This is a genomic window from Kitasatospora sp. NPDC101801 (genome assembly GCF_044766665.1).
Taxonomy (GTDB): domain Bacteria; phylum Actinomycetota; class Actinomycetes; order Streptomycetales; family Streptomycetaceae; genus Kitasatospora.
The window spans coordinates 1-12,699 of record NZ_JBIWML010000078.1 but is presented as its reverse complement, the minus strand read 5'-3'; the positions used below and the strand labels follow the sequence as shown (position 1 = coordinate 12,699).

Sequence of the window (12,699 nt, the reverse complement as noted above, 5' to 3'; positions counted from 1 at the left end):
CCATGGTCTGTAGGTCCATGGCCCGACCATCGCCCCAACGGCCATGGTCAGTCAGCTACTTAGCTGAATAGGTCGAGGATCATGACCGAGCCCTGTTCCAGGGGATTGACAAACCGACACCCGAGAGGGTGCAAGGCGTCCCGTCCCCGACCCAACACATGGAACTCGACCGCAGGGGAGCCGAGTTGCTCTTCCAGGTGCTGACCGAGCGCGAGGAGAAGAACAGCGTCGCCATCGCCTCGAACGAGTCGTTTGCCAAAGCGCACATGTTCCGGCGAACCCGTACGAGGCGATGCCTGAACAGCACGGGTTCAATCCGGATGAGCGGGGCACCGAGGTGGACGTATCCTGCGGAACATGATGGCGACGTACGTGCTGGACGGCACTCGGATTCGAACGCTGGATGACTTCTGGCAGGTCCTCATGGACGCGTTCGACAGCCCTGGACGTCAGTACTTCGGCCGCAACCTCGATGCCTTCGCGGACTGCCTGAGTGGCGGGCCTGGGTACCCCGATGCCGATGACTTCATCGTCGAGTGGCGCGACCACTCCGTATCGCGCGAGCATCTCGGCTACCCGGAAACGGTGCGCCAGTTGGAGCTTCGTCTGTCACGGTGCCACCCCTCGAACCGGGCGGCTGTCGACGCGAAGCTGGCCGCCGCATGCGACCAGCGCGGGCAGACTGTCTTCGACCAGCTCGTCGAGATCTTTGAGAGCCGTGCTCCCGGCGTTCTGCGGTTGCAGTAGCTGGACTGCTCATGGCTCAGGAAGGCGACCTGCGTCTACGTGATCGGCGAGGTAGATGAGGGTGGCCTGTGGGTCCATGCCAAAGGCGGCGGCGACGAGCTTGGGATCCATGGTGTTCACAAGGACGCCGACGCAGTCCTGGCAGCCCTCGCCGAGGTGACCGGCGAGGTCCTCGCCAAGGGCGACGAGAAGATCACGATTCCCGGCTTCCTCACCTTCGAGCGCACCCACCGAGCGGCCCGGACCGCCCGGAACCCGCAGGCCGGCGACCCGATCGACATCCCGGCCGGCTACGGCGCCAAGATCAGCGCCGGGTCGAAGCTCCGACCGGACCTTCCACGCGACCTGCGTCTACCAGAGCTGCTCCGCTTCCGCAAGAGTGAGCCGAACCGCGACGACCTCACCGCCTAGGTTCTGTCCGGCGGATCATGTGATCGCCTCGCGTGGCCCATTGTGTTGGTCGTGGGGCGGGGCGATCTGACGAACGACGAGTGGGTGCAACTGGCACCACATCTGCCGAAGACCGGGCGCCGAGGCGGACGGTGGACTGATCACCGGACGGTGATCAACGGGATCCTGTTCCGGGTCCGCACGGGTGTCCCGTGGCGGGACCTGCCGGAGCGGTTCGGTAGCTGGAAAACCGTGTACGAGCGCCATCGTCGGTGGTCGGCGGACGGCACCTGGGAAAGGATCCTCCAGGCTGTCCAGGCCGAGGCCGACTCCCGGGGGCGCATCGACTGGAGCATGGTGAGCGTGGACTCCACCTCGTGCCGGGCCCACCAGCACGCTGCCGGTGCACCGCGCAGAACACCCCGTATCCCGAAGCGGAGATCAACGCCCCGGCAGCTTAGCGGCCACTTCTCCCCGCACAGGGTCGAGCTGCTGGCCGACCTGCGCCACCAGACCGACCAGCTGTAGGAGAGATCCGTGCTCCAGCACCTCATCACCCAGGACGCGGACCTGCGCATGGTCCCCGTCGACCACACCCAACTGACCACCGCGGTCAACGAACTCCGTGACGAACTACGGTCCCTTCCCGATGGGGCCGATCCCGCCCGAACGCGGCTCGTGTCCCGGTGGATCGGCATCGGCCAGGTGAGCCTGGGCGACCCGCACGGCGCCCTCCCCTTCCTCCGCCAGTCCCTCGGCCTGGCCGCGGCCGCCGACAACACCCCGGCCGTCCTCGCCACCATACTCAACCTCGGCGACGCGCACCGCTACGCTGGCGAGCCCGAGACCGCCGACGCGCTGTACCGCCGGGCGCTGGACACCGCCCGACGCGAACAGCCGGAGCTCACCGACTTCGCGCTGCAGCACTACGGCAAGCACCTCATGGAGCAGGGCGACCTCCCCCGGGCCCGCGACTACCTGCGGGAAGCACTGCGCCTGCGGATCGCCAAGGGCGACACTGGCCTCATCGAGTCCACACAGGCTGCCCTCGACCGCGTCGAGATCCTGCTCACCGACGCTTCCGCGGCCGACAGCGGGGCACCGGGGCTCACTGAGGTCGAGGCGAAAGCGGTCGAGTGGGCGATGTCGGCCTGGCGCCGCCGCTTCGCTGCCGCGCTGCGAGCCGCCGCTCCTATGGCCAGTGCGCCTGGACGATCCCGATGCTGCGCGCGTTGCCCAGCGAGATGGCGCGGGTGAGCTGCGGATGCGCCGAACTCACGATGTGCTGCCGGGCCCCGCGCTGAACTCCGCGCCGCAGTCACCAGGCCCGCGCTGCGGGCCGCACCCGCTCGGCCCCACCCACCTGCCGGAAGTGGGGGTGGGGCCGCCGCCTGGCGTGGTGAGGAGATCGAAGGACCGAGGGCGTCCGGCGGGCGGCGTCAGTACAGCGCGGCCTGGCCGTCGAACGCCAGGCGGGGCGGAGGAAGGACGACCTGACCACTGAGGGCCTCGCCAAGTCGCAGGGCGAGAGAAGAGTTGCGGAGCTCGGACGGCTGGCTGATGGCCTGGTCGAGGGCGGCGGGGTCACCGACGAGGACGAGCATCCGCTTGGCGCGGGTGACGGCAGTGTAGAGGAGGTTGCGGCGCAGCAGCAGATAGGAGGCGCCGGTTCGGGTCATCGGGACGACGACCATCGGGTACTCGCTGCCCTGGGCTCGGTGGACGGTCATGGCGTACGCGTGCAGGAGCTCATCGAGTTCGTCGAAGGCGTAAGCGGCCTCGGTGCGGTCGTCGTCGGTGATGATGCGTACGTGGCGCTGCTTGGTGTCGATGGCTGTGATGCGGCCGGTGGTGCCGTTGACGATGCCGCGGCGCGCGTCGGTGCGCACAGCGACGACGCGATCGCCCGGTCGGAAGGCGCGCCCGTCACCCCAGTGCTGCTCGTGCCCGTCGAGGTGCGGGTTGACGACGGCCTGGATCGCCAGGTTCAGGTCGTCGGTGCCCAGCGCGCCCTTGCGCCCGGGCGCGAGGACCTGGATGTCGGCCGGGTCGATCCCGTAGGTGTCGGGCAGGCGGCGGGTGACGAGGTCGACGACGGTGGCTTGGATCTCCTCTGGCGGGGGCAGGGTTCGCTCGGCGTCGTGGCGTCGGGCGTCGAGGAACCAGAAGTCGCCGAAGCTGCGGACGGGCCGTCCGTACTTGATCTCGGTGGCGTTGGTGACGATCGCGCTGTCCCGGGCCTGACGGAAGATCACGGTCAGTTCGGTGCGCGGGATTTCCGCTACGGCAAGGAGGTCGGCGAGTACCTGCCCGGCGCCGACGCTCGGCAACTGGTGGACATCACCGACCAGGAGCAGGTGCACGCCTGGGGTGAGCTTGCCGAGTAGTTGGGCGCACAGGCGCAGGTCCAGCATCGAGGATTCATCGATGACGGCCAGGTCCGCGTCCAGCGGGTCATAGGCGTCGAACAGGCTGGCTGGCACAGCAGGGCCCTCACGCCGGCCGTGGATCAGGCGGTGGACGGTGGTGGCCGGGCGGCCGGTGAGTTCGGCCAGGCGCTTGGCAGCACGGCCGGTCGGCGCCGCCAGGGCGACACGACCGCCGGCGGCCTCCACGATGTCGACGATGGATCGGACGGTGAAGGACTTCCCGCAGCCCGGGCCGCCGGTCAGCACCGACACGGGCGCGGTGAGCGCCATCCGGACGGCGGCTTCCTGCGCCGGTGCGAGCTCGACGGCGCTGTCGAAGACCGGCAGCGGACCCGCCGCCCACGGACGCAGCGTGGAGAGCCGGGTGACGGCGGCACGCAGGCGGGCGACCCGGGTGGCCACCGCGGTCTCAGCGGCGTGCAGCGCCGGGGCGAACACCGCCGGCTTCCACCGCCGCTCCCGGCCGGGCAGTTCCCGACCGTGGGGCAGGTCCTGCAGCACGACCGCGTCGGTGGCCACCAGGGAAGCCAGCTCGGCGGGCAGCAGCTCTGCGAGGGACTCGTCGCCGCCGAGGTTGCGCACGGTCCTGGCGTAGAGCTGACGCTCCCACAGGAAGCTGTCCCCGCCGGCCTGTTCGAGGGCGTGCAGCAGAGCTGCCTGCAGCCGCTGCGGGCTGCGCTCGGGCAGCCCCAGCCACAGGGCGAGCTTGTCGGCGGTGGCGAAGCCGATCCGGAACACCTCGGTGAGCCGGTACGGGGCGCTCTGGACGATGTCCAGCACGTCGGTGACGGAGTGTGCCTCCTGCCGGTCGGTGCGGAAGTGCCGCACGATCCGCGGGGCGTGGGTGGCTGAGATCGCGGCGCTCTGCAGCAGGATCATGAGCTGGCGGATCTCCTGGTGGACCTGCCAGGCGGTGATGATCTCCGCGAGCCGTCCCTTGCCGATCAGGTGCACCTCCAGCAGCCGCTCGGGGGTGGTGTCGATGACCTGCAGGGTGTCGAGCTTGAACTCGTCCACGATCGCGTTCGCCAGCTTCGGCCCGATGCCCCGCACCAGTCCGGAGGCGAGGTAGGCGCGGATCGCGTGCACGGTGGACGGCTCGACGTACCGGCAGGACACGGCCCGGAATTCCCGCCCCCATGTGGGATGGTCGGCGTGGTGACCGGTCAGGTGGAGCGTCTCCCCGGGCTGGACTCCCAGCAGGGCCTCGCCTTTCGCCCCTACACTCTCGCCGTCGGCCAGGCCGAGCCGCGCCGCGGTGAAGCCGCCGCTGCCGACGTACAGGATCCGCTCGACGATCCCCTCGAGCCCCTCCGGCTCCCGCTGCCGCTCCACCCCGTGCCGAACCTCTCCACCCGTCGCCACCCTGTACCGCGCCGCACCGGCGGGCGTGCGGGCCGGCGGGCCGTCTTCTGCTCGCCGATCAGCACAACCCTAGCCCGCTCCAGGTAGGCCGGGGCGGTCCAGCCACCGAACCACACCTTCGGGTTCTCCTCGAAGCGACGGGGGACGGCCCTGCCCATCAGCACCCAGGCGACGAAGTCGTCCAGGGTCACATCCGGGACTTGATTCCAGCACACCGGGGGCAGCCCGCGGGCGGGATCCGGTGTCTGGGCGACCAGGCGCAGCAGACCGGCCGCGATCCGCCACCCTCCCGCACCATCCGGCGGGTGCACCCCGACGGCCGGCTGCTCGGCCAGCCAGTGTTCCCCGGTGCCCAGCGCCACCCAGCATGCCGCGATGTCCTCGGCAGCCATCCGTCCGGCCCGCTGCCGCATGTCGGCGGCAGCGATGGAGGCCAGCTGAACCTGCCAGGCCACGCGCCGACCGCCCGGTGTGATCGCGAGGACGTCAGCACGCCAGCCCGTGCCGGATGCCTCCAACTGCGCGTGGGCGCCGGCCTGCCGGGCGGCGGAGACGATCTCCAGCTTCAGCAGGTGGTGGTCGAGGTCCTGCTCAGCCAGCTCGCACCGGGGAGCGCACGGGTCATGGGCGAAGTACCGCAGCCGGCGGGGCGCGGGCGACAGTTTGGCGTGCAGACCGTGGCCGCACTCCGGACAGGTCAGCGGAACGCGGGGACGGACCCGGTGGACCCGCTCCCAGGACCATCCGCAGCCCAGGTCCCGGGCGGTGGAGTCCAAGGCCCCATGCTCGGGGTGCAGCGCGGTGAACGTCACGGTGCAGACCACTCCTGCCGGGGCCACAGGGCGCTGGTCTGGTTACGCGGCCCCTTCTGAGCGCACCATGCCACACCGGGCGGTTGACGACGCGCCCGTTCATCCCTGCGGGCGGCGCACGAAACACCAAGTGCGCTCCACACCTGCCAGTGATGAGCCGCCCGGACGGCATGCGGAGGGCGACGACATCCAAGGGGCTGTCTCGCGTGGTCCGGCACATGTGGGTGGCCAACGTCCGTTTCCTCCTTGCTAGTTGCCACAATTGAGAATGCTCTGTAGATCCTCAAATCGGGCAGCAAGGTCTTGCCCTGCACGACGGCGTAGGTGACGGTAGGTATCCGCAGTGTTCACAGAACGCAACGCGAGTCGCGTCATTGGGGGAGATCAGCGTGACGGAGAACTTCGACTACACCCTTGCGCCGCCGTCGCCGGGCCCGGAGGACCCTGCGGCACCGGGGCGGCGTGCACTGTTCCGGCCCCACCACGCCCCGTGGTTGCTACTGGCGCTGGTTTCCGTCTTCTGCGTTGGGTTCGCGGCGTTGGCGGGCTGGCTCTGGCTCCGCGAGCCCGATTCGGTGGACACCTCGCTCCACGTGGCTGCCGGGACGGTTCAGGCGGACCTGTTATCCCCTGACGAGGTCAGCGCGCTGGCAGGGACCACGTTCGTGGCCGGCGCACGAGCCGGCGAGCCGGCCGCCGCTCTCGGAGCAGAGCCGAAGACGTGCGCGGCCGCCGTGGGTCCTGCCACCAAGGCCGTCTACGGGCAGGACTGGACGGCATTCGTCTCTGCGACGTACGGCGATGCGGCCGGGGCGGGCGACTACACGGCGACCCAGGTCATCGGGGTCTACCCGGAGGCCGGGGCGGCCGGCGCCGCGCTGCGCGTGCTGGCGGACGGGCTCAAGAACTGCCCGACCGCCGAGCGCGCCGAAGCGGATGGCCAGACCTCGAAGTGGACCTACACGACCGGCTCCACCGCCCCGGGAGCGGTCACCTGGAAGGCAGTCCAAGAGGGTGGGGACGGCTGGGCGTGCTACCGCCAGGCCCGGGCCACCGGCCGGGCCCTGGTGCAGGTGGCGCTCTGCGAGGCGGGTGACGGCAGTTCGGCCGTGGCGAAGATCGCCGACCGGCTCGCCGCGAAGGTGACCCAGTGACTGGGCCCGGCGAGGCGAGGCGCCCGGCCGGCACCCGCGCGCGGGCGGCCATGGGACGCGTTCTGTGCCTGGTGCTAGTCACCGTGCTCGTGCCGGCGCTCGCAGCCGGTGAGAGCGCCGCCGCACCGGCGGCAGATCCATCGATCCCCGGCGTTGCCGCGCTGGCATCCGGAGCATCGGCTCCTGAGCCGCTGCGACCGAGTCCGGCCTACCCCTCCGCTCTGAACAGCCAGGTCGCCGCGTTCAGTCAGCAGGCCGCAGCCCTGCCGCAGCGCTCGAGCGAACTCATGGGCGCTACAGAAAATTTGACGCAGGCCACCGAGTCGTTGCAGGCACGCTCTGCGGCGGCGAGTGGGGACGCCGCCTCCGTCAACGCCAAGATGTCCGCACTCAACTCCAGGTCCCAGGCTCTCAACGGCCGGATCGCGGCGCACAACGCGGCGCCGCACGTGTTCCAACTGCCCGCGCAGGCAGGGGCGGCGAGCGCCTACGACGCGGAGAAGGCGCAGCTTGACGGGGAAGCCGCCCAGCTCGCCGCGGAACGGGCCGGACTCGAGTCGGAGCGCTCGCAGACGGTCGCGAGGCAGCAGGAACTGGCCAAGGATGCGTCGAAGGTCAGCACCGACGCGCTCACGCTCGGCCGCCAGGCCACGGCGCTCCTTCAGGAGATGCAGCGACTAGGCTCCCAGCGAGAGCAGTTGCTGCAGCAGATGGCGTCGTCGAACCAGGCCCTCATCAACGCTCCGGCCGGCCCGCCGGCCACGACAACGTCAATGGCCCAGGGCGCTGACGCGGCGCGACCGCAGCGGCTCGCCGACCGCAGCGGTCCGGCGGCGGACGACCGAGACCACCGGCAGGCGGGCCGCAAGAACGCGGCCGTCGACGCCTACGCCAAGCAGCACGGCGTCAAGGTCATCAAGCAGCCCGTCACCGCCTACCTGGCCCCCGACGCGGTCAAGCGGCTTCCCGCCGCAGACGTCGGCCGGATCTCCCCCGTCGCCACGTACGACGCCCTGGTACGGAAGCCCAACGGCCACTACAAGGCATTGGAAGTGTGGGACCCGCGCGCCAGGCCCGGCAGCGGCCAGGAGGAGTTCAACTCCGCTCTCTCCAAGGGCGCCCAGGCCACCGTCGCCGGCGGCAAGAAGATCATCGACGAGGTCGAGTCCCTCACCACCTGCGCACCCAACAGCTTCCCCGCGGGCACAGGGGTACTGCTGTCCGATGGCACCACCCGCCCCATTGAGACGATTCGCGCCGGTGACCTCGTTGCCGCCGCAGACCCCGCTACCGCCGCTGGCGGACCCCGAACCGTTACCGGCACCATCCACACCCCCGCCGACCGGGACTTCACCGAACTGACGATCCGCCACGGCGACGGCACCTTGGGCGCGATCACCGCGACGGATCACCACCCCTTCTGGCTCGACAGCGCCCTGACCTGGACCGACGCGGTGGCGGTGCGGGTCGGCGACACGCTGCGTACGGTCGGCGGCGCCACCGTCCAGGTCGCCTCGATCCGGCACTGGACCGGCCTGGCGCCGGCCTACAACCTCACTGTCGAGGGCCTGCACACCTACTTCGTGCTGGCCGGCGACATGCCGGTCCTGGTGCACAACGCCAGCCCGGCGGACTGCGACAAGCAGATCTGGGAGATCCTCAACAAGCTTCCGGTCAGGCCCGGGAACAAGGGCACCACCACCGGCCAGCCCGTGCTCAGGACCGCGAATGGAACTGCCGGGCGATGGGGCGGCCCCGTCTACAGCGGTACGACCATCGGGAAAGACAAGGACCTGGTCACCAAGATCAGCAACTGGCTGAAGGACCCTAAGAACGGCGCCCCCACGAGCCCAGCAACCACCTACCCGAGCTCCGACCACGTAGAGGCTAAGGTCGCGTGGAAGATGGCTGAGAACTACAAGACCATCTCGCAGGCTGAGGTGGTCATCAACAACACGGCAGGAGTGTGCGATGGAGCTGGTCTGACGTGCGATGACGTAGTCCCCTTCATCCTCTGCACCGGCCAGACGCTATTGGTTATCTACCAGAAGCCGGACGGAAATCTCGCCGACCCCCATCCCATCCTCGGAAGGAGGAATTGCTGATGGCCCTTCGGATCGACTACGCGGGCGACAGGAAGTTCCCCGATGGTGAAGCGGAGATCTCCCGGACAATAGTCGAAGCCCTGGAATCAAGCGGCTCCGAGAGCAAGCCAGTGACGTTCGCCTTCACGGAGCCTCCGGCTGAGTTTCCGGTGGCCTACCTCACTGCGTCGGTCAGTACAGACCGTAGCTGTGGCGCACTGGTCTGGTGGGCGAGCGGGAGCCTGCTGGAGAAGGGCGGGGTCTATGGGAGCATCTGGCTCTCTGACAACCCGCAACCTCCGGTTGCCGACCCGGACGTGGTGTCGGACGCGTACACGGGACGGCGGCATGATCCCGCCAGCACCCTTCCCATGCACCGCATCAGCACTGCCATTGAGGAATACCGCCGGACCGGCACTGGAGCGCGCCCGGAATGCATCGACTGGGTGACCGGAGAGGTGAACGGCCAGCGGCACGACAGGCCGACTGTCGAGGACTGACGGAACCGCCGGGATCCGCGAGCGCTGGCGACCGACCGCACCGTGCCACGGCCCGGGACGCCTATTTGCGGAAGACCCGGGACCTCACCTCGGTGATCCGCAAGCAGGCCGCTGTAGCCAGTACTGGCGGCGCACGCGGCACTCTATTTGTGCACACGGGAGCCGGGCTCGGCGAGGTGCCTACGGACCGGCCAGCACCGTGGTCAGCTGGCCGGCCTCCAAGCGGTGGGCGAGTTCGAGGCCGCTGTCAAGCAGGGTGAGGACGGCGTGATGCCGAGCCGCGGGGATGAGCGCGATCCGGGTGCCACCGCGGTTGACTTCGATGGGCGCAGGTTTCCGTCCCGGGCGTCTCAGTCGAGACTGTCAGGGAGGGTCGGTGCAAGGACGAGATCGACGCGCTTTACCATGCCCGACGCGTCGAGACCGGCGAGACTGCGGACTCCGACGGCGATCCCCAGCGTGACAACTGGCCGAGACTGTCACGCCTGTGCGACCTGCTCACCCGTGCCCGCACGGCCAGGGACCGGCTCTGTCAGCGTGCCCTGCCGTCCGCCAACGAGATCAGGATCAAGGTCGAGGCCGCCGAACGCATCGTGGCCCGCGCGGAGAAGCGGCTGGCTGCGGAAACGGCAGCCCATCAGGAGAAACCGAGGAAGTACCAGGCCCGGACCGAGACTGACCGGAAGGCGGGGCGCCGAGCCGCCAACGGCCGGCCGCCCGTGCCCATGGAGAACAAGACGGTCCTCATCCGGCAGCAGGCCCGACTGGCGAAGGCACTCACTCACCTGGAGCGGGCCCGCAGCCCCGAACCGGCCCCATCCCCGACCGCCGTCGCGAGCCTGAGCGATCCGGACTCACGGCTGCAACTGGGCAAGCACGGCAGATACCTGCAGGGACACAACCTGCAGATCGTGTGCGCACGCCGCCAGATCCTGTTGGCGATCGACCTCCAACTCCCGGGCGATCGCGCCGTTGGCGAACCCGTCCGCGGACGCGAGCACGATCCGGGCCCGCAGCACCGCCCGCACCTCCGCCTTTACCGAGGCCACCGTCCTCACCAACCACTCACGGACCTGTCGATCGAGCACCACCGCAACCGCCGTCCCCGCCTGTTGCCCATCACGCACGGCCAAGATCATGGCGGGCCACCGCCGCACCCGGCAGGATGGGCCCGTGCCGAAGAACCCCCCGGAATCGATGCAGCACCACCTGCGCCAGCGACTGAACCGCCACGCCCGCGAGCACTGGCCGCACGCCAACGCCATCACGGTCAGCTTCCGCGCCGGATTCGCCTACGTAGCAGCCGAATTACCCGGCGAGAAGCCCTTCCCGCTGTGTCGCCTGCGCTTCACCGGCGTCCTGCACACCTGGGGCTTCGCCCTCTACCCGGCCAGCAGCGACAGCTACCGGGACAACATCCTGCCCAGCGGACTGCCCACCGGCTCCCCCGAAGAGGCCCTCGACTGTGCCTGCACCCTCTACCTCAGCGACCCCACCGGGCAGCTCCCGTCCGACTCTTTGGCCCCGGAGATCCCGGCATGATCCCTCTCCCCGCACTGCCCCCGCAGGCCGCGTGGCACGACACGGGCACAAGTGTCTTCCCCTACGCGGTCCGGGTCGAAGGACGCTGGTGGGTCCTACGGCTCAACGACTTCCCCGAGCACCCCCTTTACACCTTGTTCATCGACGCACAGGTCATCGGTGACATGGACGATGACCCGGCCGCCTGGCAGCAATTGCCGAGCCCCGAGATGGTCCCCGCTCTCGTCGCGCCGGAGCGCGCGAAGGTACTTCACCTCATGGCCGGTCTCGGCCCCTACGGCACCGAGACCGGCACCCCGTGCACAGGCGACTGGTGCACCTGCAGCATCCTCACCGACGAATACGCGGCCCGACCCAACACCCCTCCACGAACTTCCGCGGAGCAGCACTAACACAACAAAATCGCGCTCTTGACTCCCGGCCGGGGGAAGTCATGCGACAGCCTCCCCCAACTCCAGCACGTGCACCAAAACCCACCCGCCCCGGACCCGGCCGGCCACCCGGCTCGAAGAACCAGCGGCGCGCCGCCCGCCACGAGGTGGGCAAAGTCCTCGCCGCCGGCGAGGCGTACGCCCGGCCCGCCCACCACAAGAAAGGCACCAAGCCCCGGCGAACAGGATGAGCGACGGGCCTGCCCGGAAAGGCAGGTCCGGCCCGCTGCACTGGACTACCAGTCCGAATGGGAGGATCTTGCCGACCGTTCTGGCGCGAGGAGACAAAGTGGACGACCGTTCGAAGCATGGCCACTCCGGATGGGAGGAGGTAGTGCTCGCGGCCCGCGAACGCGCCCGCACGCGGCAGGCCCTCATGGTCGAACGCTTCGGACTGTCAGGTGATGTGCAGTACCAGTGGTCGATGGACGACGCACAGATCACCTGGTCGCGCGCTGGGAAGGTCTTCCTCACCGGCCGACTCACGGTGATCGGCAGCGTCAGCATCTCCCAACAGTCCTGGCTGTGGTCATGGGCGAACGAGTCACTTCCGCCCGCAGTCCTGGGCGACATCGAGCAGGTCCGGCAGTTCGGTGAGGAGAACGGTTACCCCGTCCTGCCGTGGCCCGGCTTCAACTACCACCCCGAACTTGTCGCTGAGGCTCGGATGGTCGCGGCATCCATACTTGACGCCGAAGGGCTGTGGGCGGAGTCCACCGACGACATGCAACTCCACTTCCTGATCCATGACTTGACGCTCGCCGCTGGATGACAGCGCTGGACGCCCAAGCGTCAGAGCTGCTGGCCGCAACCGGCGGACGTTAAACGGCAAGCTCAGTACAAAGACGACATCACCATTCAGCGGAATCAGGCGCTGAACTGCGGCGGCCCACCACTCAGCCACTGAAAACTGGTGGCCCATCACCACCGCAACCCACACGCCGCCCATCAGCGGACCGGTTCCAGCAGGGCGTGGAGGCGTTGGCGGCGTTCGTCCAGGAGCACGGCCACCCTCGGGTTCCTCGCCCGCACAAGCAGCCGCTGGAGGCCGGCCCCGGAGGTGAGGACCGGGTGTCGGTGGTGTCCTTCGCGCTGGGCACTTGGTTGAACAACACATCGGACTCACGATCTCAGCTGACCAACACCCGTTCTAGTGCTGCTCTGCGGAAGTTCGTGGAGGGGTGTTGATCACGCTGTCTTGAGTGGGGTGCCGTCGTAGGTCCAGCGGTAGGGCTTGGCGGTCTG

The 12,699-nt window shown here is 69.2% G+C and carries 12 protein-coding genes and 3 pseudogenes; 12 read left to right on the top strand and 3 right to left on the bottom strand.

From position 1 onward, the window contains the following. Positions 1–155: 155 nt before the first annotated feature. From ACIRPK_RS36425 to ACIRPK_RS36405, 5 genes and pseudogenes are all read left to right on the top strand, one after another. Positions 156–254, top strand: a pseudogene (locus ACIRPK_RS36425) (AAA family ATPase); the annotation flags it as partial. Between the two features lie 103 nt (positions 255–357). Then, positions 358–747: a barstar family protein gene (locus tag ACIRPK_RS36420; protein ID WP_403047132.1), complete on the top strand. Its 390-nt coding sequence runs from the start codon at positions 358–360 to the stop codon at positions 745–747. A gap of 66 nt (positions 748–813) precedes the next feature. Next, positions 814–1,074 (top strand): annotated as a pseudogene (locus ACIRPK_RS36415) (HU family DNA-binding protein); the annotation flags it as partial. A gap of 135 nt (positions 1,075–1,209) precedes the next feature. Continuing rightward, positions 1,210–1,587, top strand: a pseudogene (locus ACIRPK_RS36410) (IS5 family transposase); the annotation flags it as partial. 87 nt (positions 1,588–1,674) lie between these two features. Beyond that, positions 1,675–2,394: a tetratricopeptide repeat protein gene (locus tag ACIRPK_RS36405; RefSeq protein WP_403047129.1), complete on the top strand. Its 720-nt coding sequence runs from the start codon at positions 1,675–1,677 to the stop codon at positions 2,392–2,394. A 182-nt stretch (positions 2,395–2,576) separates the two neighbouring features. On the opposite strand, the gene ACIRPK_RS36400 is transcribed toward ACIRPK_RS36405, so the two are convergent. Continuing rightward, a complete protein-coding gene (locus ACIRPK_RS36400) occupies positions 2,577–4,901 on the bottom strand; it encodes an ATP-dependent RecD-like DNA helicase (RefSeq protein ID WP_403047127.1) in 2,325 nt (774 codons plus the stop codon). Beyond that, positions 4,787–5,743, bottom strand: a complete 957-nt coding sequence (locus ACIRPK_RS36395; protein WP_403047125.1) for a hypothetical protein — start codon at positions 5,741–5,743, stop codon at positions 4,787–4,789. Before ACIRPK_RS36395 ends, ACIRPK_RS36400 begins: the two co-directional genes overlap by 115 nt. Before the next feature lie 389 nt (positions 5,744–6,132). On the opposite strand from ACIRPK_RS36395, the gene ACIRPK_RS36390 reads away from it, so the two are divergent. From ACIRPK_RS36390 to ACIRPK_RS36380, 3 genes are all read left to right on the top strand, one after another. Then, positions 6,133–6,897: a sensor domain-containing protein gene (locus ACIRPK_RS36390; RefSeq protein ID WP_403047123.1), complete on the top strand. Its 765-nt coding sequence runs from the start codon at positions 6,133–6,135 to the stop codon at positions 6,895–6,897. Between the two features lie 71 nt (positions 6,898–6,968). Then, positions 6,969–9,002: a polymorphic toxin-type HINT domain-containing protein gene (locus tag ACIRPK_RS36385; protein ID WP_403047120.1), complete on the top strand. Its 2,034-nt coding sequence runs from the start codon at positions 6,969–6,971 to the stop codon at positions 9,000–9,002. Beyond that, positions 9,002–9,481, top strand: coding sequence for an Imm1 family immunity protein (locus ACIRPK_RS36380; RefSeq protein ID WP_403047118.1), 480 nt, complete (start codon positions 9,002–9,004; stop codon positions 9,479–9,481). Before ACIRPK_RS36385 ends, ACIRPK_RS36380 begins: the two co-directional genes overlap by 1 nt. An 854-nt stretch (positions 9,482–10,335) precedes the next feature. Here the strand turns inward: ACIRPK_RS36380 and ACIRPK_RS36375 are convergent. Next, positions 10,336–10,620 carry a hypothetical protein gene (locus tag ACIRPK_RS36375; RefSeq protein WP_403047115.1) on the bottom strand — a complete coding sequence of 95 codons (285 nt, stop codon included), beginning with the start codon at positions 10,618–10,620 and terminating at the stop codon, positions 10,336–10,338. Between the two features lie 34 nt (positions 10,621–10,654). Here ACIRPK_RS36375 and ACIRPK_RS36370 point away from each other — a divergent pair, with 34 nt between their 5' ends. The 4 genes from ACIRPK_RS36370 to ACIRPK_RS36355 all read left to right on the top strand — a co-directional run bounded on the left by ACIRPK_RS36370 (position 10,655) and on the right by ACIRPK_RS36355 (position 12,642). Next, positions 10,655–11,023 carry a hypothetical protein gene (locus ACIRPK_RS36370; protein WP_403047113.1) on the top strand — a complete coding sequence of 123 codons (369 nt, stop codon included), beginning with the start codon at positions 10,655–10,657 and terminating at the stop codon, positions 11,021–11,023. After that, positions 11,020–11,415 carry a hypothetical protein gene (locus tag ACIRPK_RS36365; RefSeq protein ID WP_403047111.1) on the top strand — a complete coding sequence of 132 codons (396 nt, stop codon included), beginning with the start codon at positions 11,020–11,022 and terminating at the stop codon, positions 11,413–11,415. Before ACIRPK_RS36370 ends, ACIRPK_RS36365 begins: the two co-directional genes overlap by 4 nt. Before the next feature lie 328 nt (positions 11,416–11,743). Further along, a complete protein-coding gene (locus tag ACIRPK_RS36360) occupies positions 11,744–12,226 on the top strand; it encodes a DUF6882 domain-containing protein (RefSeq protein WP_403047109.1) in 483 nt (160 codons plus the stop codon). A 107-nt stretch (positions 12,227–12,333) separates the two neighbouring features. Then, a complete protein-coding gene (locus ACIRPK_RS36355; protein WP_403047134.1) occupies positions 12,334–12,642 on the top strand; it encodes a helicase associated domain-containing protein in 309 nt (102 codons plus the stop codon). Positions 12,643–12,699 lie beyond the last annotated feature (57 nt).

Bases quoted from the DNA above. Each gene is read 5' to 3' on its own strand.
- ACIRPK_RS36375 (WP_403047115.1), bottom strand. From the start codon at position 10,620: ATGATCTTGGCCGTGCGTGATGGGCAACAGGCGGGGACGGCGGTTGCG.
- ACIRPK_RS36420 (WP_403047132.1), top strand. From the start codon at position 358: ATGATGGCGACGTACGTGCTGGACGGCACTCGGATTCGAACGCTGGAT.
- ACIRPK_RS36380 (WP_403047118.1), top strand. From the start codon at position 9,002: ATGGCCCTTCGGATCGACTACGCGGGCGACAGGAAGTTCCCCGATGGT.
- ACIRPK_RS36365 (WP_403047111.1), top strand. From the start codon at position 11,020: ATGATCCCTCTCCCCGCACTGCCCCCGCAGGCCGCGTGGCACGACACG.